At 33.5% G+C, this 21,410-nt stretch carries 15 protein-coding genes and 1 riboswitch; of the genes, 8 read left to right on the top strand and 7 right to left on the bottom strand.

What is annotated here, in order from left to right:
* Positions 1 to 417: 417 nt before the first annotated feature.
* Positions 418 to 1,569: an iron-containing alcohol dehydrogenase family protein gene (locus VKJ25_RS21730; protein ID WP_324238736.1), complete on the bottom strand. Its 1,152-nt coding sequence runs from the start codon at positions 1,567 to 1,569 to the stop codon at positions 418 to 420.
* 456 nt (positions 1,570 to 2,025) lie between these two features.
* On the opposite strand from VKJ25_RS21730, the gene VKJ25_RS21735 reads away from it, so the two are divergent.
* Both VKJ25_RS21735 and VKJ25_RS21740 read left to right on the top strand, forming a co-directional pair.
* Positions 2,026 to 2,325 carry a hypothetical protein gene (locus VKJ25_RS21735; protein WP_324238737.1) on the top strand — a complete coding sequence of 100 codons (300 nt, stop codon included), beginning with the start codon at positions 2,026 to 2,028 and terminating at the stop codon, positions 2,323 to 2,325.
* A 937-nt stretch (positions 2,326 to 3,262) separates the two neighbouring features.
* Complete coding sequence (locus VKJ25_RS21740) at positions 3,263 to 4,399, top strand: helix-turn-helix domain-containing protein (RefSeq protein WP_324238738.1); 1,137 nt, start codon at positions 3,263 to 3,265, stop codon at positions 4,397 to 4,399.
* A gap of 253 nt (positions 4,400 to 4,652) precedes the next feature.
* On the opposite strand, the gene clpX is transcribed toward VKJ25_RS21740, so the two are convergent.
* The gene (gene clpX / locus VKJ25_RS21745; protein WP_324238739.1) at positions 4,653 to 6,014 is read right to left on the bottom strand and encodes an ATP-dependent protease ATP-binding subunit ClpX; all 1,362 of its coding nucleotides are present in this window, start codon (positions 6,012 to 6,014) and stop codon (positions 4,653 to 4,655) included.
* Between the two features lie 258 nt (positions 6,015 to 6,272).
* Positions 6,273 to 6,448: riboswitch (cobalamin riboswitch) on the top strand.
* 28 nt (positions 6,449 to 6,476) lie between these two features.
* Between clpX and VKJ25_RS21750 the strand changes: the two genes are divergently transcribed.
* The 3 genes from VKJ25_RS21750 (at position 6,477) to cobW (ending at position 9,458) form a co-directional block, all read left to right on the top strand.
* Positions 6,477 to 7,157, top strand: a complete 681-nt coding sequence (locus tag VKJ25_RS21750; RefSeq protein ID WP_324238740.1) for a HupE/UreJ family protein — start codon at positions 6,477 to 6,479, stop codon at positions 7,155 to 7,157.
* Positions 7,158 to 7,735: 578 nt separating this feature from the next.
* Positions 7,736 to 8,134: a DUF1636 domain-containing protein gene (locus tag VKJ25_RS21755; RefSeq protein ID WP_324238741.1), complete on the top strand. Its 399-nt coding sequence runs from the start codon at positions 7,736 to 7,738 to the stop codon at positions 8,132 to 8,134.
* A 277-nt stretch (positions 8,135 to 8,411) separates the two neighbouring features.
* Positions 8,412 to 9,458, top strand: a complete 1,047-nt coding sequence (cobW, locus tag VKJ25_RS21760) for a cobalamin biosynthesis protein CobW (protein WP_324238742.1) — start codon at positions 8,412 to 8,414, stop codon at positions 9,456 to 9,458.
* A 967-nt stretch (positions 9,459 to 10,425) separates the two neighbouring features.
* On the opposite strand, the gene VKJ25_RS24775 is transcribed toward cobW, so the two are convergent.
* From VKJ25_RS24775 to VKJ25_RS21775, 4 genes are all read right to left on the bottom strand, one after another.
* A complete protein-coding gene (locus tag VKJ25_RS24775) occupies positions 10,426 to 10,860 on the bottom strand; it encodes an ImmA/IrrE family metallo-endopeptidase (protein ID WP_375340365.1) in 435 nt (144 codons plus the stop codon).
* Between the two features lie 18 nt (positions 10,861 to 10,878).
* Complete coding sequence (locus VKJ25_RS21765; protein ID WP_324238743.1) at positions 10,879 to 11,379, bottom strand: hypothetical protein; 501 nt, start codon at positions 11,377 to 11,379, stop codon at positions 10,879 to 10,881.
* A 500-nt stretch (positions 11,380 to 11,879) separates the two neighbouring features.
* Positions 11,880 to 14,606: a phycobilisome rod-core linker polypeptide gene (locus VKJ25_RS21770; RefSeq protein WP_324238744.1), complete on the bottom strand. Its 2,727-nt coding sequence runs from the start codon at positions 14,604 to 14,606 to the stop codon at positions 11,880 to 11,882.
* A gap of 380 nt (positions 14,607 to 14,986) precedes the next feature.
* The gene (locus VKJ25_RS21775) at positions 14,987 to 16,081 is read right to left on the bottom strand and encodes a TauD/TfdA family dioxygenase (RefSeq protein WP_324238745.1); all 1,095 of its coding nucleotides are present in this window, start codon (positions 16,079 to 16,081) and stop codon (positions 14,987 to 14,989) included.
* Positions 16,082 to 16,395: 314 nt separating this feature from the next.
* Here VKJ25_RS21775 and VKJ25_RS21780 point away from each other — a divergent pair, with 314 nt between their 5' ends.
* Together VKJ25_RS21780 and VKJ25_RS21785 are read left to right on the top strand one after the other, a co-directional pair.
* Positions 16,396 to 17,580, top strand: coding sequence for a class I SAM-dependent methyltransferase (locus VKJ25_RS21780; RefSeq protein ID WP_324238746.1), 1,185 nt, complete (start codon positions 16,396 to 16,398; stop codon positions 17,578 to 17,580).
* 156 nt (positions 17,581 to 17,736) lie between these two features.
* On the top strand, positions 17,737 to 18,423 hold the full coding sequence (locus tag VKJ25_RS21785) for a hypothetical protein (RefSeq protein WP_324238747.1): 687 nt from the start codon (positions 17,737 to 17,739) through the stop codon (positions 18,421 to 18,423).
* On the opposite strand, the gene VKJ25_RS21790 is transcribed toward VKJ25_RS21785, so the two are convergent.
* Positions 18,389 to 20,212 (bottom strand): Eco57I restriction-modification methylase domain-containing protein, encoded by a 1,824-nt coding sequence (locus tag VKJ25_RS21790; protein WP_324238748.1) that lies wholly within the window; start codon positions 20,210 to 20,212, stop codon positions 18,389 to 18,391. The two genes, VKJ25_RS21785 and VKJ25_RS21790, sit on opposite strands and share 35 nt — an antisense overlap.
* Positions 20,213 to 20,855: 643 nt before the next feature.
* On the opposite strand from VKJ25_RS21790, the gene VKJ25_RS21795 reads away from it, so the two are divergent.
* Positions 20,856 to 21,329: an ATP synthase subunit I gene (locus VKJ25_RS21795; protein ID WP_324238749.1), complete on the top strand. Its 474-nt coding sequence runs from the start codon at positions 20,856 to 20,858 to the stop codon at positions 21,327 to 21,329.
* The last annotated feature ends 81 nt before the right edge of the window (positions 21,330 to 21,410 follow it).

Genomic DNA, 21,410 nt, shown 5'->3' on the forward strand with positions numbered 1-21,410 from the left:
CAAACTTTTTCAAGAAAAATAATGAATTTTATATTACTTTTTTTAACTTGAAAGTAGATATTTTAAATTTTAGGAGTTATATGGAAGCCTCCTCTTCATGCTTAAAAATAAGCTAGGCCAACAGAACAGGGAAAAACTATAGCGTTTATTAATATCGTGATTTAGACTTATCTTTCAGTCTTTTTGTTCCCTTTATCGGCCTAAAAGTCCTAAAAGTTTTATATTTTATACTTTCAGGCTTTTTCAGCCAACTCTAATTAGGTCGCGCCACACCGTCTTGATGGGCGAAACGTTTTGGGAACCTTGCTCAAATCCCCGTTACAAAAATAACTTCTGTTTGCGGAGCATTCCGTAGGAACTTCTGAATTTGTTAAACCTCACCAGTATGGGAACTGCCATATAATAATTTTCTATGTTTCACTTAATATCTAAATTCATTCCCAAATTTTGTTTCTCTACCTCGAATGAGACTGTTGTGGAAACCATTGCTGCTACTAATTGCTCTGGAACTACTTTAAATGGTAGTCGATGAATGTCAGAATTTGGACTACAAGCAATTTCCGCAACCTGCCATAATTCAGATAAACTGATTTCTGTCAACCCTAGGTCACCTAAGCTTTTCGGTAAACCAATTTCTTGGTAAAATTTTAATAGTTGTTGTCTGGCAGCAATAGCTAATTGATTCCCTTGTACCATTTCTTCTAACCTTAGTTGAACTAATATACCATAAGCAACTTTTTCTCCATGTAGTTGGCTATGACTGGTAGACAAATGAGTTAGGCCATTATGAATAGCATGGGCAGCTACAGTCCGACATTGCGCACCCCCAATACCTCCGATTACACCAGCTAATAATACTGCTGCATCTACAACTTCTTGCCAAGTTTCTCCTCCTGGTTCTTGTAGTGCAGCAGTTGATTTTTGAAAAAGGATATCTCTTAAAACTCTAGCTTGTTGGACAGCAGCAATAATCATGGTTTGTTCTGAATGGCCACTGCTGACTGAAGCTTCATACCATTTGGCGATCGCATCTCCAATGCCAGCTATTAAGGTCCTAGAAGGAGCGGTTTTAATTATGTCATAATCTAGAATTAGTAAATCTGGACATCTAGTTAGACTTACATCATATAAGAAAGCGCCTTGGTCTGAGTAAATATTTGATAATGCTGTCCAAGCTGCACAGGTAGCTGCGGAGGTAGGAATAGTAATTATGGGTAAATGACATTGGTGAGCTAGAAGTTTGGCTGTATCGAGAGCTTTACCACCACCAATACCAATTATGAGGTCTGCTTTCTGGGTAGCAACGGTTTGGCGGAGGTTGGCCAAGCTACCTTCACTACAGTCGGAACCATAGTTAGTTTGGGTAAATTTTAAGTTATAGCTTTGTAGGTAAGGTTGGATGATACTTAGGGAGCGATCGCCTCCAACTATGAGGGGATTATTGCCAAGACGGGCGATCGCCTCTCCTAGTTGAGCTAAAGCATTTTTTCCGCGAATAACTTGAGCTGGAGCTATGTTTAGGGATAATAAAGTGGTAGTTGTTTGGGAAATATTGCTAGATTCAATCATGGCAACTAATGCTAAGTTTAAGTCAATTTTATAGAGTATAGCTCAATATGGAAAAGTCAGGAGGAGAGTCAGATGTAGGTTGGGTTTCGTTCCTCAACCCAACAATAATCTTTCTCCATTATTTTTGTCAAGTTTTCTAGAAAAGTTTTAATATTTTTTTCCAGAGCTAAAGTTTATTCTAAAAAATCATTAATCTTTGCACAAGTAAGCAATAAAAAATTATGTAGGCATTCAGCTCTTAACTATGAGTTAGCCCTCTGGGGAGGAACTGCGTTAACAGCAAAATATCAACCTTGAAGAGGAGATTTAAAGGAATATAGACTTTAAAAAAGGCTTTTTTAGTCAGAAAAATTTATGAATAATAAAGCTTTTATTGCTCACTAAAAGCAATAGGTGATTGCTGAGGAATGAATGCTTACAAAATTATTAATAAATCAAATTATAGGAGGAAAAACAATGAAAGGTTCATTCGCTCAATATGCCCAAGAAAGCAGTACAGAATTAACATTTTATTATATAGATGGTCACAAAGAAACCTTTAGTTTGCCAATTAATGCACAACAATTTCAAGCACAATTACAACAATTACTTAAACAGCCTTGGATTACTTTTCATTTAATAGATCAAACAGTTTGTATTTGTACTGAGAAAGTTATGAAAATTGAAATCATACCACCTATAAATCAAATGCAAGGGGAAGGAGTATTTGCTAATTCTCAGAGAATAACTGCTTTACAACGTAATGTTGGCAGATAAAAAAATAATTTGATTAGGGAGTAGGGAGTAGGGAAGAAGGAATCCAGAAACCCGGTTTCTTTGAGAAATCGGGTTTTTTCTTTGTATAATCTACTGTATATTTCTGAAAAAGTCTTTTTAGTTCAGTAGAAAGTAGTTAGGAATCTGAATAAATAAAGAATTAGAGAGCAGCTAGTCAAATGTTTTATATTTTGATTTTCCTAACAATATATTCTGTCTAATATGCTCATTTTCTCAACTTGAGCAACCGAAAATTTATACCTTGCTAATCCAAAACTCCCCTATCTAACTTCTGAGTTGCTAAGAAGTATTTGAAATGCTTTTTAACCCACTAAGATAGTTGTGCAAAATTTAAAGAGAGATAATAAGCAATAGATAGTCAGTAGAATGTGTAATTAATTTTGCATAGACATTTATCAATCTTCAAAGTTATTCATCCGGAATTAATTCACTGTAAATATTCAGAGTTATTCATCCGGAATCAATATTAACTTACAGAATAAATTACTTAGATTATATCTTTTACATCTATTACAGAATTTCATATTTGTGAGGTACAATTATCGCAGTTAAGATATCTGCACTACAAAAATTTTGTAATTAATAATTGTACTTAATATACTTGAAATTTGCTGTAAGTATAAATGTAAACAAACAGCTATTAGCGGTCAGCTCTCAGCTAAAAAAACAAATTAATTATAGTCATTCTGGTTTAGACTGAGACAATAATTTCTTACTCTTAAAAGGTTTCAGCTAAAAAAATGTTTCATTCTTATTCAGAATAACTATAAACATTCCTTTAGCTGCTGCTACTAAATTTATAACAGATTTTCAAGTCATAAATTAAAGCACAATAAAAACCAGCTTTAGTTTTCAAATAAAGGCAATAAAACTGAATGCTGACTGCTTACTTATAAATAAAATTAAAACCATAATCATGGAATTAAAACTTAAATATAGCCATAGTTTTTCTGATTCTATTCCTATAGAAATAGATCGAGATAGTTGGCGATCGCTACCTACTAATATCGAAACTGAAATTCAAACTAACCCAGTCTATAGTTTGATGTTGAAAAACTTCAAAACTACCCTAGAAAAAGGAGTATCTGAAACTGAAGCTCAAATCAAAACATTAGGATATGAAACTATCAGATTCAAGCTCAAAAACTTAACTGGAACATTAATACCAGACAAAAAAGAGTCTTCAACAGACCTACTTTCTGTTCAGTCTAATAAAATGAATGAGCTGAAAAAAAATCCTCTTTCTCAAAACAAATATCAGGAAAAGTTAATCCCTCAAAATCAAAATCAAGTTGCAGAAAAAATGAGTACAAACTTAAACATTGCTATCGAAGCAGAAGCTCCAACTGAACCAATTGTTTTAGCTATAAACTCTGATGATATAGATACTAATTTATCAGAAAATAATCATAATAAGTCTGAAAAATTTTCACTAAAAAATAGTCTATTCAAATGGAATAAAAAGCCAACTAAAGCAGAGGAAGCAGCTTTAAAACTTCAAGAAAGAAAAATATACTTACAGGAACTAGGTAAAAAACTACAAAATGCACGAAAAATGCGTTGTTTATCTATGCAACAAGTTCATAAACAAACTTTCGTACCACTTCATTATGTAGAAGCAATAGAGAGAGGTGAAACAGAAAGACTACCAGAAGATGTATATCTTCGGGGATTTATTTTTCGTCTTGGTAATGCTTTAGGGTTTGATGGTATAACTTTAGCAGCAGCTTTGCCTAGTTCTAATTCACTTAAAGGTTTAATCCCATCTTGGTCTGAGTCTGATCAAGAATTTGGATTTCATCTACATCCAGCTTACCTATATGTAGGTTATGCAGCTTTAATAGCTGGAACAGTAAGTGGACTAAGTTGGATGTCCCAACAACCAAGTTCTGGAGTAAATATGGTTCCAGATACTCTAGAACCACCAGATTCATTTGTGAAGTCACAAAAACATTCAGAAACTACTCAGACACCAGGATTAAAATCGACTAGAGGTAGTTTAGTTGTTGGTTCAGATATAGCTCCACCAGAAACTTTTACAGTTATCAGTTAACAAATTTTTTAGGGAACAGGGAACAGGGAACAGGGAACAGGGAACAGGGAAAAATTATCAGTACCCTAAGCTGAAATAAACCGCTGTGAAATATATTTCACAGCTCAAAACTGAAGTCCAAAGGACTTGAGCTTTGAGCCAGGGATTTTAATTCCTGGCTAATATTGATTTTCGTTACTTTTTAAGTTATCATTTATAGGTTGAAAAGGGGAATCTTAAAACCTTATCTTTTCCTCAATCGTTGAAAAAATGTCTAAGCAGACTCATGTTGTTTATGCCATGTAGGATGCCATAATAACTCAGCAGTAGAACGTTTTTCTACCATTTCTTTAGTAATAGTGCAGTAAGTAACATCTTCACGGGATGGTAATTCATACATAATATCTAACATTAACTCTTCTAAAATTCCTCGTAATGCTCTAGCTCCAGTTTTACGTCTATGTGCTTCTTTAGCGATCGCTGTTAGAGCTTCTTTTTCAAATTCCAGCTTAACATTATCCATCTTTAATAATTTTTGATATTGCTTAACCAAAGCATTCTGTGGTTCAGTTAATATTTTCATTAATGCAGTTTCATCTAATGGGTCAATAACTGTTAAAACTGGCATTCGTCCAATAAACTCTGGAATTAAACCAAATTTTACTAAATCATCTGGTTCAACATTTTTCAGTACATTAATATTCCGTTTTTCTTTTGATGATAAACTTATACTATTTTGATTAACTTCTTCTGTCTGAATAAAACCCAAAGATTTTTTGCCCTGTCGTTGTTCCACAATTTTCTCCAGGCCCACAAAAGCACCACCACAAATAAACAAAATAGAGCTAGTATCGAGCTGAATAAAATCTTGATAAGGATGTTTGCGTCCACCTTGGGGGGGAACATTTACTACTGTTCCCTCCAATATTTTTAATAAAGCTTGTTGTACACCTTCTCCAGATACATCTCGTGTGATAGAAGTATTTTCACTTTTACGAGAAACTTTATCAATTTCATCTATATATATAATTCCTTTTTGGGCAGATTCTATGTCCAAATCTGCTACTTGCAATAACCTTAATAAAATATTTTCGACATCATCCCCTACATAACCAGCTTCAGTCAGAGTTGTTGCATCCGCTACTGCAAATGGTACATCTAGTAGCTCTGCTAAAGTTTGAGCCAATAAAGTCTTACCACAACCTGTTGGACCCATCAAGAGAATGTTAGATTTTTGTAATTCCACGTCAGAGTCACAATTATTCTCGGAATTATTTTTTGTTTGAGAACTCAAACGTTTATAGTGATTATATACTGCAACTGAAAGGACTTTCTTCGCCTGGTTTTGTCCGATTACATGAGCATCTAAATACTGCTTTATTTCTCTAGGTTTGGGAACTTCTTCTAGAGGAATCTTTTTCTTACCTAAATGTCTATGATTTTCTGATGGTTTTTCTACTAAAGCAGGGGAATTAGTATTTTTACTATATTGAAATAATTCTTCTTCTAATATTTCGTTACAAAGTTCTACACATTCATTGCAAATATAAACCCCTGGACCTGCTATTAATTTGCGGACTTGATCTTGTGACTTGCCACAAAATGAGCATTTCAGGTGGGAATCGTATCTGGACATATATGTTTTTTTCCTTGGTAATGGTGATATTTACTTTGTGAAGGGATTAAGTTGTGTGATTCTTAAGGTTAGTGATTGGGGTCGATTTCTTATTTGAGCTACCTTTGAAGTTCAATTTTCAAATTTTTGTTTATACCTTAAATTATATGCTATTTAACAGGGAATACTTTATTCTATTTCATCTATTTCAGAATAAAATGTTGAAATTTTTCTAAATATTAAAGATTGATGTGAATTAAAATAAGCAACACTGTGATAATATGAATATCCTGTGTTGGTTCTAGCGAGGATCAGTCGTTAGAAGTAAGGGGGAAAGTTTGGTGCAAGCCCAACGCTGTCCCGCAACTGTGAGATAACTTTAGATTTGATCTTTGAAAAATTAAAAATCTAAAATTTATTCAAGCCAGAATGCCCACCAATATGAGAAAAAAGGTATTATGATAACACATCTGCGAGGTACGGATGATAAACAAATATAGCAAGTATACAAAAGTTAGAGTGGGAAATCAGTTTAAGACAGTCAGGGGTATTTTAATATTTGCCTTTGCAAGTTTAATTTTCTTTAGCACTATAGAATCGGCCATTGCTCACCATCCAATGGGGGGTAAAATACCATCTAATTTTGGGGAAGGTTTACTTTCGGGTATGGGACATCCTATAATTGGCATTGACCATTTGGCTTTTGTCTTGGCAGTGGGATTAGTAGGAACAACAATCCCTAATGGTTTATCAATACTAGCATCTTTTCTCGCTACAGGAATGCTAGGAACAGGTATTCATCTTCTCAGTATTGATTTGCCTTTAACAGAATTAGCGATCGCTTTTTCCGTAGTTGTTTTTGGGGTAATTTTAGCTTTTAAACAAAGGTTGAATAATTTATTACTAATTGTTTTTGCTGGTATTGCTGGTATATTTCATGGTTATGCTTATGGAGAAGCAATTCTTGGTGCAGAAATGACTCCATTATTGGCATATTTATTAGGGTTTACGGCTATTCAATTTTTTATAGCATTATTAGCAATGAAGTTGACTGAATTAGTTAGTAATAATTGGGAAAATCAATTCTTGAATTTAATTCGTTTTTTAGGTTTGGCGATAAGTGGTATTGGAGTTGTATTTTTCACGAGTGCTATATTTGGCTAAGTAAGCATTTAGGTGTCAGGAATCAGCAATCAGTTATTGGTCTGAAAATTATAAAATTTGGCAAAGTTTGGGGGCGGGTTTGTTTTTTTAAATTCACGAATTTAACTATCAGATGAAATAAAGTCGCCCCAAAATATAACAGACAAAATTAGCTGTTTCAGTCTAGGATGCTCAAGTTAATATTTGACTGTTTTTTAAAGATTGATTGATATAATTTTTATTTAAAAATTCATATTTTTGTTAATAAACAAAAAGTCAGAAATTACAGCATATTCCAAGTATATGAAGTACAGATAGTTAAATCTTGCCAGTGCAATTTTTCGGGAACCGTGCATCTGGCTCGCCCTGGTGTACCTCACCAAAGAAGAAACCCGGTTTCTTTGAGAAATTGGGTTTCTGGGTTCCCTGTTTCCAGTTAAGTGTTCCCTAAAATGAAATACCCTTGCTTCAAATTAATTAGGTAAATTTTTTAGCAAATGCAAAACATTTAATGATTTAAGAAAAATCTATTTCCATGACCTAATACTAACTATTAGAAATTTTAGTGTTTATTCCTAAATATTATCAAAAAAAATCACATGTCAACGCCACATATTCTATTTGTTTGTACTACTTGCGCCAGTGTTTGGCAAAATGGAAAAAGACAAGGTATTAGTGGAGGAGAAAAACTCCTAGAACAACTTTCCCAAAACCATAAAAATTGGCAATTAAGCAATAGTTTTTCTATCGAACCAGTGGAATGTATGAGTGCTTGTAGTCACTTTTGTGCTGTTTCTTTTGTTGCTCCTGGTAAACATACTTATGTATTTGGAGATATTTCTCATCAAACTGAAACTTTGTCCGAAATTTCAGAAGCAGTATTAGAATGTGCAAGTCTTTATTATTCTAAACCTGATGGTTTATTGTCTTGGTCAGAACGTCCTGAAAAACTCAAAAAAGGTGTTTTGGCAAGAGTTCCACCCTTAAGTTTTAAATAGGGAGTTATTTCAGTTATCAGTTATCAGTTAACAGTTATCAGTACCTCTTGAATAAGAAGGTTTAAAATACGGAATTTTCTTGTTTATCTTTTTAAAAGAAGAGCCGTAATTACCAAAAATTTTCGGTATAAATTAGGAAAAATAGGAATTATTGGTAAGCATTTACGCGAAGAAACCCGGTTTCTTTGAGAAACCGGGTTTCTGGATTCCCTATTCCCTATTCCCTATTCCCTGTTCCCTGTTCCCTGTTCCCTGTTCCCTAAATAATAATAACATTATGAGTGCTAAAATTCCAGTTACTGTAATTACAGGTTTTCTAGGTAGTGGTAAAACTACTACTATTCGTCATTTATTACAAAATAATCAAGGTCGTCGCATAGCAGTTTTAGTAAATGAGTTTGGTGAAGTTGGTATAGACGGAGATTTGTTACGTTCCTGTCAAGTTTGTGATGAGGAAGATGTTAATAATAACATTGTTGAACTAACAAATGGTTGTCTTTGTTGTACTGTACAAGAAGAATTTTTTCCGACTATGCAAGAACTATTAAAACGTCGGGAAAAAATTGATTCTATTTTGATAGAAACTTCTGGGTTAGCATTACCAAAACCTCTAGTTCAAGCATTTCGGTGGCCGGAAATTAAAACTGCTGCTACGGTGGATGGAGTTGTAACTGTGGTTGATTGTGAGGCAGTGGCAAATGGTAGTTTGGTGGGAGATATTGATGCTTTGGAAGCTCAACGTCAAGCTGACCCAAATTTAGACCATGAAACGCCTATTGAGGAATTATTTGAAGACCAGTTAGCTTGTGCTGATTTGGTATTATTAACTAAGGTTGATATGGTGGATGAAAATACTTCTAATAAGGTGCAAAATTGGTTAAAAGAACAGTTGCCTAAAACTGTGAAAATAGTTCCTTGTATTGGAGGAGAAATTAATCCAGATTTATTGTTAGGTTTTAATGCAGCAGTTGAGGAGAATTTAGATTCTCGTCCTAGTCACCATGATACCGAGGAAGAACACGAACATGATGATGAAATTAATTCGGTAAATTTAATTTTAGATGAAGAGTTTGAACCAAAAGAGTTAGTTGAAAAGTTGAAAAGTTTAGTGGCAAATAATGAGATTTATCGGATTAAAGGTTTTGTGGCAGTGCCGAATAAATCTATGCGTTTAGTTTTGCAAGGGGTAGGCGATCGCTTTGATTATTTTTATGATCGTCTTTGGCAAAAAAATGAGATTAAGCAAACTAAATTAGTGGTAATTGGTAAGTTTTTGGAACTAGAAAAAATTCAATCTGAGTTTGGTAATAAATTATCTAATTAGGTTATATGAAAAAGTATTTTAGTAATGGGTAGAAGTGAGGAAGGATATCAAAATAAATGAGAGTTATACAGGAAATATTCGTTCATAATACTCTCTTCACTTTTCTGCGCAACTCTTGCCCAAAATACTAAATTTTTGATTTTTCAGTAACCGTACCAGATCAACCTAAAAGCTTACATTTTTTGATATCTAAAAAGGCTAAAACTTTATATCCGTAAATAGTTTTAGATTTAATTAGCAAACCCTACTTATTCCCATAAGTATTCAATAGATTACCAATATCTTTCCTCAAGGTTTCAATGTAATTTATTAAAGTACATATACTATCTTGTTGTGTTTCGTTAGAAAAAACATTTTTTAAAGCCTTATCGCAATAATTAACAGGAACAATTTTATTTTTCACATTTTCAAAGGCATTTTTTTCAATATTCTTTAATATTAACTGCTCTAGACACCAAAATTTTTCCTGAAGTGACTCTATTACATCACTTAACCCACAATTGTTTAAAGCTTTTAAACACCTTTTATCGCCTGTTAAAAAATAATGATTACCTCCCTTTTGATTGAGAATACTGACATAACTAATTAAAAGTGCTTCTCCCTGATCGATTGATTTTTTTTATCATTACTTCTTCTATTATACTCAGACAGTTGAAAGTATACATTGTTCATACTACTATTAAATTTATCCTCAGAAACAATTGATAAATTATCAACCACTTTTAATGCTTTATCTATATCTTTTCGACTTAGTTCTTGATTACTTCTTTTACGCCTAATTTTATTTTTCCATCTATCCGGAAAAGTCTCCAGTATTTTCACCTTTTTAGGCTCAATATCAAGACTGTTTAAAGTATCCTAAAATAAATCACAAGTAGCTAGTTTATGAATTATGTCATCATCCAAACAGTAGAATGAAACCTGCAAAATTTAAACTCCTAACACCTCCTCTAAATATTCATAGCTTTCATTCATCATTAAATATATCCCAATCTAACCTATCAGCCAAATATTCATTAACAATCTGTTGACCATTAGCTTCCAGATTTAATTTTTTTAAAGCTGTATTAACAAAAGCCCAATTTCCATTATGCCAACCATAGTTTAGAATGATTGAATCAGGTTCAAGAGTCGGATTTTCTCTAGCTTTTTCTTTAGCTTTTTGAATTAATTGTTTGTTGTTATGAATCTGGTTATATTTTAAACAATTATCATAATTATCTAATAATAACTCAGTGGCAAACTTATTAGCTTGGTTTTCTTCTTTATCATTACATTCAGACTGAATATCTTCATCTACTAAGACACCTTCTTCTAAATGTCCTAATGCTAGATGTCCTAATTCATGTGCTAAATTGAAAGCTAACCTAGCAGAATTTGTAGGCTTTGAACTAATAATAATAACAGGAGATGAAGATTGCTATTGAATTAATGCAGCAAATTTTTTTGTTGATCTAGAAAAATGATTAAAATAAGCAACAATAATCCCCTTACTCCAACAATACTTCAGTAAAGAAGTTAAATTAATTGTTAGAGCATCTCTTAAAATTTCTTCCCTAATTTCTTTAACATTGTTAGGTAAAATAGTAAAATTAAGCTCTGTAGCAGATGTAATTAAATCAGCTACTCGACTTGCTAGAGCTTGAGCTACATGAGGACGTTTTTTATTCTTACTACTACATTTTTTAAAGTTAGTATGAGGCAAAAGATTAAATCTAACTTCCTCTTCATCAAATAAGGATTTTAACTCAAGATTAAGCCGAGCAGCAATGTAACCTGCACCTTCTAAAACAGCAAAAGGTTTACTATTAAGTCGATCATTCCACCAACTCGGTAAACCATTTTCTCTGACATACTTATGGTCTAAACCAACCTGAGAAAGTTTAGTATAGAGGTCAGACATTGTCAGTGTTTTTGTCATGTTCAATCCTCCTTATGTACTAATACTTATATTGATAATCTTAATCCTTATTTCAATCATTAAATTTAGTATCAGACTAACCTTATTTCAACATTTATTTGATAAGATTAGAACTTACGCAAATTTTTCAACACGCTATTCGTAGAGCGCAAATATCATTCCCTAGATATGGCGGTTCTGCGTAAGTCCTAATGATAAAAATCAGTAGAACTTACCTCAACCTTTTTAACTTCAAAAAAAAACTAACTTTCATCTTGACGTCTAACTTCTGACTTCAACTAAAAAATTCCCCTGCTATAAAAACCTATAGTAATTAACAATCTTACGGTACTTTTGAGGATAGTGAGGTACACTTTAAAAATTATCTATCTTTGTAATACAGCCTTCATTTGCTCTAACAACCTAGAAGGTTGTGTTACCACTCATTACTAAAAAAATCCCCTGCCATAGATTTATAGCAGAGGAACAAAAAATAATAAAACCCAGAAATAACTAACAGCTTAACTACGATCTGTAGCAACTACTGGTTCAAAACTAGGTATAACCAAATCTTCATTTTGCTTAGTCAACTGATTATACAATCTTTCAGTATTCGGGAAGTTAGCAGCAGGAAGAGTTGGGAAACGACGATAAGGAACAGTATCTTCCCCAAACAGTTCAGCATATTCAACACTATTAACCATAGCGCCGATAAAACCCCTAATACCCGAAGTTGCTAGAATCTGATTATACTTCCGAATCTCAACTTGATTTTGAGGAGCGCGACCTAAGAAATGCTTAGTACCAAGTTCAATCACCTTAGTATTAGGATAAGGTGTATAAAACTCCTTAACATAAAGTTGAGAACAACCTAATTCTTCAATGAACTCTTTGAGGTTAATTTCATTATTCCCTAACTTACTTTCCAGAGAAGAAAATTCTGTTCTAACTATATAAGGAGCAATATCACGCTCAAAAATTTGACGGTAAGCAGCAGCAACAACTAACTTCAACTGTTGCTTATCTTGGGTGCTTGTCAACTTAAATACCTTAGACTGTTCCCGTTGTTTGTTAACACCTTGAATAACTCGACTCTCAACATCAGGTTCGCTGCGAACTTCTCCAGGAGTTCCTAACTCCACAAACCTTGGGGTAACTTCTTTCTTAACTTGGAGATTTTTATCCCCAATGCTACCTACCCTTGTATTTCGCAAAGATAAACCAGCAGGAGTTAAGTAACGTTCGTAAGGAATAGTATCTTCTCCAAAAGCGTCATTATATTCTTGACTATCAATAATGGCATCAACTAGAGCATAGAAACCCTTCTTAGCACAAATATCAAAGTAAGAATTAATTTCCTGACGACCATAAGTGGGGCGACCTAATAACCGACGATGAATATACTCAACTGCTTTACATACATACAAAGAAGTCCAGTATGTATTTCTGAAAGTGTCAGATTTTGCCAGAGCGCGAATAAACTCCCGAAGAGTAATATCACCATTTTCAAGTTTAGTCTCTGCTACTTTCAAACGTTGACCATCATAAACATCCCGACCAAATACCTGACGGTAAGCAGCAGTAATAATTTTTTGAGTAGAAACTTCAGAGTATTTAATGCTAGCACCATTGCTACCACCAGTATTTTTGAAACCACTACCAACATAACCACCAGGAAGTTGATCCAACTTGAAAACCTTCGGACCTAAAGAACCAGGATTTTTTGGTCTTGCACCAGGATTACTAATTTGATTATCAATACCAGCGCCCTGACGAATTAAAATCCGACGAGTATCTTTACCGAAAGGTGCAGGACGGTTTTTGGGGTTGCGAGTTTCTTTCGGGAATATTGCCCCAAACTGAATTTCTAATGGATCATTACCTTGACCATAAACGTGTTGGTCTGGTAAAGGTTGATTATAATCAGCAAATAAAGTAATAAACTGAGGGACTTTCCGGAAAGGGGCACTATAGTTAAATAAGTCAAATTGTACTCCCCAGTTCCGACATTCTTGAGCCTCTTGACCTAAACCACGCAAATATGGTACAGTCTCTTCTCCAAAATAATCAGAGTATTCTTGAGAATCTACAATAGCATCCACTAAAGCAGACAAACCACCTTTAGTAACAATGTTGAAATATTTGCTAAACTCTTCTGATGAACTTAAACCCCGACCTAAGAAGTGACGAGTTGCTAGTTCTACTACCCGACTATTAACAAATCCTTCATAGAACTGTTTCCGGTACAGAGGAGATTTACCTAAACGACGAATAAACTCCTTCATGGAGATTTCGCAGTTTTTAGCCTGAGATTCTAGATAAGAAATATTTTGGCTGTAGGCTCTGGTAATATCTCTTTCAAATACTTGACGATAAGCTGCTTTAATGACATCCTGTTTTTCAAAATTAGATAAACCAGGTTTCATCACAAATTTTTGTCGTCTTTCCGCAGCATTGAAGTAAATTTGTGGTAATTCTAACCCTTGCTGACTTGAACTTTGACCTTGACGTTGCTTATTAGAAGGTGTTGCTCCACGAAACTCTATTAAAACTACATCAAAATATTGAGCAACAATGTCCTTAGCTTCCTTGTCTTGTTGGAAATATTTAATAGAAGCTTGTCGCATCTGTTGGAGAGCCACAATAGTAGCTGCTGTAGAACAAGCATTCTCAATAATTTCTCTTAAACCCCGGACATTAACTGAGAGAATGTTAGTATCTCCGGCCACGATCGCATAAGTAATATACCGTAAGAACCAAGACAAGTCCCGCAAAGATTTGGTCATATTAGCCGGGCCATACTTAGACACAGGGATGGGCCGGAAGCCAGCAGGTATAGGGCCACCACTACTGGCAGTGAAATTAGTGAACAGATTACCCAGAGATTGAAGTGGGTTCTTTCCACTCTTTTTCTCAACATAAGTCACATCGGAAACTGAGGTTGTCTTAGCACTAACAGCACTCATGGCCATTTCTCGTTGATCTGGCTTTTCCAAGTAGGCCAGAGGAGAACCACCAGTAAAGATAGTATTGGCAGCTACAGAAACAATTCTTTCGGAATTATTTGTTAGTATTTGAGCAATTTCTAAACGTTTAGCACCTGAACTAAAAAATGTTTTTAGTTCGTTGAGTTCTGCTTTTCCTAGAAAGCGGTCTTGTTGTTCCGCTTGAGAAATAGTTGATGCTGGTACGGTTTGATATAGTTGTGGGCGTGCCACTGAAGTTCCACCACTTGCTTTAACAGTCATTTAATTTTTATCGCTCCTTATTTTAAAGTTTTTACAGCTTCTATTTTTAAGTATTGAGCAGTTAGCTATCAGCTATCAGCTATGAGTTATTAATTCATTATTTTGTCAGGAAAATTAGCCTCCAAAAAGAATTAAAAATTATCACAACCCAGTCAAAGCTGTTGGCGCAGCATTCTGGAGGAAGGGATGAATACTAATAGCTATTTGCCTACCTATTTAACTTTGAATTTTTATGATACTTTAAGCAGGCTTTCCTTTGAGAAAAGACATAGTTTTCTTAAGGTAAATCTTAAGACATTTTCTGCCATAAAAGCTGATATTAAAACCAAATCAATAATTTATCATTTTTTTGGTTTTAATGCTTTTACAGAAGACATAATTTAACCAAAAGCTACATAAACTTTTCTTTCCCCAGTAAAAGAAAGCCTACCATGACCTATACTATAATTATCCAAAATTATTATATCTCCCTCTTGCCAGGAAAATAATTCTGTATTTTTCCAATAACTCTTGACGATAGAATAAACATCCCAAAAAGATAAATTAGAACCATCTTCAAATGCTACATCCAAAACTCTGTATTTGTAATTATTCCGAATCAATTTTTCGAGACAAATTTGCCCAAATGTGATTAAAAATAAGATAAGAAACACTAACCAATTCCTGAATTGTCTTTGGTAGTTAGCAACAAACCAAGCATCAATACAAATACCCCAAATATGAAACCAAGGAAACCATCCTGTCCAGACAGTTTCCTTAGTGATAGGATGAGAGCTAGTTATTGGCATCGCACAAGAAACAATTAAGTTATCATCAGTAAGCCACTCAGTCTGTCCTCCTGCATCAAAGCATTTTGTTTCAACTAAACCCTTATCCTCAGTGTTAAATACAGTCTTCCAAGATTTCGGATAACGAAACTTACCCCACTCCCATAATCGCACGTCAAATAATTTCTTCTCCATACTTACCCAAAAAAACTTTGTTATCAAATTGTTTTCGGAAAACTTCTCCTGTAAATCTTCAGGTAAGTCTGATAAAACCGATTTCATATTAATAACTGGAGTCTCCCCCCCACTTGTAGCAACTTGAGGGGAAAAAAATAATATATGAGCAGGTTGGTCTGATGGCGAATAGGATAATTCTGTATGACCAGCAATTGATAAATAACTTGGTACTGCAGAAGCAGTCCAGACATATTCCGCAACTTTATGACGAGGTGCCCCACCAGGATATTGATTTTGCAGATTGGGAAAAATACTCAACCCCACCTGCTGAAACTGCTCAGGAGTTTTCACTTTATATCCTCTAATGACTAGACCACCATAATTTCTCAAAGCAGACTCAACTTCGTATTGATGATGATTGAGATAATTAATTAGGGACTCAAAATTAGTGCAGTTTTGTTTAGCACTTACCATAAAAAGGTTTTGATTCAATTCTTTATATGGTTGATTGTCTTCATTGAGTTTCATCATAGAGTTACCCCCATATACAGGAGTCAGACTTAATTGTGATTACCGTTCAATATTATGTTATATAGATTTATGGTCGTTTATCTTAGAGAAAATAATAAATTTTGTTAAGTAATTGTTGATAATTGAAGGACTTGACCATAAAAATTTTCCCTGACTCCTGGTTAGACAGGATAATTAAATCATCAGGGCTAAAAAGTAGTCAACTCATTCTTAATTAATTCTTTTAACTTTTGTGTAGCAAAATTAAGTTTTCGCAACAACATCATCAACAATTATCTGTATTCCTACACTCAATCTTAATTTTTGACTCAAATATGAAAGACAAACTTAATATTAGTTCTGCGGTTGAGGGACTCTACGATATTTTCCCATTTCCTCCAGACCCCTTAGTAGATGAACCACCTCCAGGATATAACTGGCGCTGGAGCTGGCCAGTAGCTTATAGTTTCTGTACTGGTCAAACACCGAAACAACAAGATATTAGAATTTTAGATGCAGGTTGTGGTACAGGTTCTAGTACAGACTACTTAGTTCATCTCAACCCTGAAGCATCTGTAGTTGCAATAGATTTAAGTAGTGGTGCTTTGGAGGTAGCTAAGGAAAGATGTCAACGTTCGGGAGCTTCGCGGGTCGAGTTTCATCACCTCAGCATATATGATGTGTGTAACCTGGAAGGAGAGTTTGACTTTATTAATTCTGTAGGGGTGTTGCACCATTTACCCGATCCAATTAAAGGTATCCAAAATTTAGCTTTGAAGTTAGCTCCTGGTGGAATTATGCACATCTTTGTCTATGCAGAGTTGGGACGTTGGGAAATTAGACTCATGCAGCAGGCGATCGCTATGCTTCAAGGCAATAAACGAGGCAACTATAAAGATGGAGTAAAAATCGGACGGCAACTTTTTGCTTCTTTACCAGAGAATAACCGTCTTGTCAAATATGAACAGGAAAGATGGGCTTTTGAAAATAAACGAGACGAATGTTTTGCCGATATGTATGTCCATCCCCAGGAGATTGACTACAATATAGATACTTTGTTTGAGCTGATAGAAGCATCTGGTCTAGAATTTCTGGGATTTTCCAATTGGGAATATTGGGATATAAAACGACTGCTAGGAAAATCTCCAGAATTAATAGATAGAACAATTGATTTGAATGACCAGGAACGTTATCGTTTGATTGAATTATTAGATCCCCAAATTAGTCATTACGAGTTTTTCTTGGGGAGACCACCTCTAGATAGAGTTGATTGGTCTGACGATCAAGTTCTTAGCACAGCAATATCCCAATTAAGTCCTTGTATCCAGGGGTGGCCGAGCGAAAATATATTTGATGGTGACTATAAATTGGTAAATTTGTCAAGAGAAGAATATGAATTTTTACAAGCTTGTGATGAAGGGACAAAGACAGTAGGAGAAATATTAACAAATTTGCCCATAGGACTAGAAACTGTGCGATCGCTTCAATCGAGACTTTTGATTTTACTAAATCCTAGCTAGTAGGGGTAAATGGCCATTCGCTCCTACATTAATTACTGTAACTAAATTTCAAATTATCGTAGGGGTTTGGTCTCCAAATCCTATTATTCCTTGGGTTTGAAGACCAAACTCCTACAGTTTTCTTTTCACAAATCAATAGTCGAAATTTTTATCAATATGAAGTGGCAGGAAAAAGAAGATATAATTATTAATTTTATCGATACAATTTTTCAACAAATAATTTCCGAAAATTCTACTTTACCCATTAGAGCAGTCTCTAGAGCTGGCGCAGAGATAAGTGATGTTTTAGAAGATAAATTTGTTGATATAGCACAGCAGCAAGAAAAAATTATTGAAGTTGCAGGTTCTCCTAAAGGAGCAACAAAAAATCCCTATGATATTTATTTTATATATGAGTTTAACAAGCAGGAACAAGAATTAATTTGGATAGATATCAAAGCCACAAATGCAGTTTACAAAGATAGTAATCCAGATATGGGAACTTACAAAAAATTTCTAGATTTTTTCAAGAATGGAAATTATTTTGCTGTATATTGTCAATTGGCTTATGTTCAGGATGAAAATGGTTTAAGATTTGTAGAAACTCCCACAAGTAAAATGGTTAATGTTTTTCTGTTGAAAGATATTAATTCTTCTTTTAGGATTCAGCCAAATAATCAATTACAAGTTAATTATGCTTCTTCTCCTCAACGTCGGAGTTTAACTGACTTTATTGATTTACTAAAAGAAAAAGTACAAGCTTCTTTAGTCAGAAAGCAGCAAAAGATAGAAAAAGAAATCAATAGATTAGAATCTGATTTTGATAATGTCAAACAAGAAGTGAAAAAGACTCTATCTCGCTAATTTCTCGATCGGTAAATTTCAATTCTTGGTAAATCAGAGAATCAATTTTATTTCTATCTATCATACTAATTACTTCCTTAAAAAATAAACTTTTTTCATCCAACCAAAAAGGTAATCTTTTTAGATCGCTAACTTTAATTTGAGGTTGCTGTTTAGGATTTTTTCTAATAATATTCATCTGATACGCTAGATATAAATATAATTTAGAGTTAAGTAAAAGTTCCGTATAAATTAAAATATTTTCCCAGTCTTCCTTTCTAAAATTAGAATAAATAGGAGTTAATACATATAAACTATTATTTGCCATCAAATTTTCATTTGTAAATTTGGCAATTAAGCGATCGCTTGACTGTCGAATAAAAATTTTAGGCGATCTGTAAATTTCCAATTGACCTAAACCAATACGCTTTTTATTTTTAATACCTTCTTTATCCAATTTCACTCTAATTTCTTCGCTAAGTCGAAGTTGTAATTCATAATCATATTTAAGATAATGAAAAAATTCAAAAGGTTTATCTGGAGATAATAAAGACTTTCCTCCTTCTAGATAAGGCATAATTAATCCAGATTTATCTCTTTGATAATCTTCTTTAGTAACTAAAAATTTTTCAGTTAAATTTAACAACATACAACAGGTTCTAATTGATTTTCTGGGAAAATAGTCAACCAATAGTTTATTCTGAGCAAGCTTATCTAAAATTGAGTTGTAATCAGATATACCGATCCTACATTCCACATCTTTCAACCATTTATCCCGATCTATTTCCCGAATTTTATGTTGAGAAAAATCTTCTATTAAAACAGGTTTTTCAGGGTAAATATTCCTAATATGCCAGATTGTTTGACCACTAGCGACATTCTCAAAATTAGTTAAACCCATCTGAATATATTTAATTTGGAAATTTTTAATTATCCACTTACGCAAATAATAAGCTGAGGTTTCGTAAATGGAATTATCTAACAAGTAAATTAAATCCCCACCTGTTTTGAGCAGATTCAAACCATGTTCAATAAAAAACATATACAAATTTAATTTACCATTTTTGACTGAATCAGGAATAAACTCATAGTTGCTTAAATAATATTTTCTATGACTTTCCGGTAATTTTTTACTACGTCTGCCGTAAAAAGTGATAAAAGGTGGATTGCCAAAAATATAATCAAACTTTAGATCTTTTTTAATATTTATTACTTGCTTTGAATCTTTATAGATAATGTTAAAATCATTAATAAAGTCAAATCCCTGTGTAGCTTTTACAGTGAAATCAGTCTGATAAAAATTAAGGTTTTGATAAGTAGAAATGTCAATCTTAAAAAATTTCTCTAGTTCTAATAAAAACCGAACTTTACAAATTTCTAGTGCTTCCCAATCTAGATCGAATCCATAGATTAAATTTAATATTTCATCTACAAAATCAAAAGAATATTTAGTTAGTAGTTCTTTGGCTAATATCAAAACAAAATTGCCAGTACCAGTAGCGGGGTCTAAATATTTAAAATAGGGTTTAATTTCGATTTGTGAAATAATTTTATTGACTAAATTATCAGAAGTATAGAATGCTCCTAAACGGGGCGATCGAGATTTAGCAAATACTTCTAGGTTGGTTACATCTAATTTAATATTTTGTGTGCTATTGTCAAGGATATTTTCAATCAAAAAGTCTTTTAATTGAGAGTTTTTCAGTTTGACAACTAAACTATAGAAAACATCTTGAAATTCTGAAGTTATATATGGTTTATTCTGATTATTTGTAATGATTTTTGTCTCGTAGAGATAGTTGAATTTCATTTCAGTTATCTTGATAACTTAATTTTTTCCTTTGAAATATAACATAACATATAAGTAGTTGGGCAAAATTAATTTCCTAGTTGAGAAAAATTAATTTCCTAGTTGAGAGAGGTATGGAAGGAAAAAGTAATACGGAACAGAAAGGAAAAATTGATAATTTATTGATAAGATTGGAGATGTCTAATAATAATGTGAAATTAATCTTGCTTATTAACTTATACAATTAATTTTGCAAACCCTACTTAGCAATCTTAAAAATAATGGAAACTACATATCTTTAATAAGATTATAAGGGATAACTTTTTAAGGAGAATTTAGGCAGGGCTAATTCTTTGTAGCCAGAGAATATTTATATGAAATATATCTGTATTGTGCAAGTATGCAAACCTCACCCCATCTCCCCATCTCTACATCCATTTTTCTGAGCGTGACAATGGGCAATTTAGGGGGACGATAATTTTACCTAATAAGTGCAGGAATTGCTATATTCTCTACAGATTAAGTCCATTTCTTTGAGCTTTTGACTTATAAATATTGACTTATGACTTATAAATAAAATGTTAAATAAGTTGACCCCAACATGGTATGATGGCTCCTGGCATATAAAAAAAGCCTACAACTTGTGATTAGTATCTAAAGTTTTGTGAATTTATCTGATACATCACCAGAACCCATAACTACTGTTGAAAGTAATACTTCAGAAGTAGGGACTGTTGAAAGTAATACTTCAGAAGCAGGGACCATACCAGCAGAACCAAATCCTTCAATACAAGAATATTACAAACTCCAACAGGAATTATATGTAATTACCTTGACAATCACAGGTATAATATTTATCTTTGTCTGGGTTTTTTACTCCCTAAACATTGCTCTTAATTATTTGATAGGAGCAGCGACAAGTGTGGTTTACTTAAGAATGTTGGCTAAAGATGTTGAACGTATTGGCAGAGAAACAGGAGGTCTAAGTAAAACCAGACTAGCTATCTTTGTGGGGTTAATAATATTAGCAACTCAATTAAATGAGCTAAAAATTTTACCGATTTTCCTAGGATTTCTGACTTACAAAGCAGCCCTCATAATATATGTAGTCCGCACATCCTTCATGCCTAACTCATAAAAAAAAGCGGTCAGCTCTCAGCAGTCATCAAGATTATTTTAACAGTAGGGCTGAATGGCCATTCAGCCCTACAAGTTGATA

This window comes from Okeania sp. (genome assembly GCF_035285525.1).
Classification (GTDB): domain Bacteria; phylum Cyanobacteriota; class Cyanobacteriia; order Cyanobacteriales; family Microcoleaceae; genus Trichodesmium.

Coding starts and splice junctions, on each gene's coding strand:
- VKJ25_RS21755 (WP_324238741.1), top strand. CDS start 7,736: ATGTCAACGCCACATATTCTATTTGTTTGTACTACTTGCGCCAGTGTT.
- VKJ25_RS21730 (WP_324238736.1), bottom strand. CDS start 1,569: ATGATTGAATCTAGCAATATTTCCCAAACAACTACCACTTTATTATCC.
- clpX (WP_324238739.1), bottom strand. CDS start 6,014: ATGTCCAGATACGATTCCCACCTGAAATGCTCATTTTGTGGCAAGTCA.
- VKJ25_RS21790 (WP_324238748.1), bottom strand. CDS start 20,212: ATGAAATTCAACTATCTCTACGAGACAAAAATCATTACAAATAATCAG.
- cobW (WP_324238742.1), top strand. CDS start 8,412: ATGAGTGCTAAAATTCCAGTTACTGTAATTACAGGTTTTCTAGGTAGT.
- VKJ25_RS21735 (WP_324238737.1), top strand. CDS start 2,026: ATGAAAGGTTCATTCGCTCAATATGCCCAAGAAAGCAGTACAGAATTA.
- VKJ25_RS21750 (WP_324238740.1), top strand. CDS start 6,477: ATGATAAACAAATATAGCAAGTATACAAAAGTTAGAGTGGGAAATCAG.
- VKJ25_RS21770 (WP_324238744.1), bottom strand. CDS start 14,606: ATGACTGTTAAAGCAAGTGGTGGAACTTCAGTGGCACGCCCACAACTA.
- VKJ25_RS21780 (WP_324238746.1), top strand. CDS start 16,396: ATGAAAGACAAACTTAATATTAGTTCTGCGGTTGAGGGACTCTACGAT.
- VKJ25_RS21740 (WP_324238738.1), top strand. CDS start 3,263: ATGGAATTAAAACTTAAATATAGCCATAGTTTTTCTGATTCTATTCCT.
- VKJ25_RS21785 (WP_324238747.1), top strand. CDS start 17,737: ATGAAGTGGCAGGAAAAAGAAGATATAATTATTAATTTTATCGATACA.
- VKJ25_RS21775 (WP_324238745.1), bottom strand. CDS start 16,081: ATGATGAAACTCAATGAAGACAATCAACCATATAAAGAATTGAATCAA.
- VKJ25_RS21765 (WP_324238743.1), bottom strand. CDS start 11,379: ATGACAAAAACACTGACAATGTCTGACCTCTATACTAAACTTTCTCAG.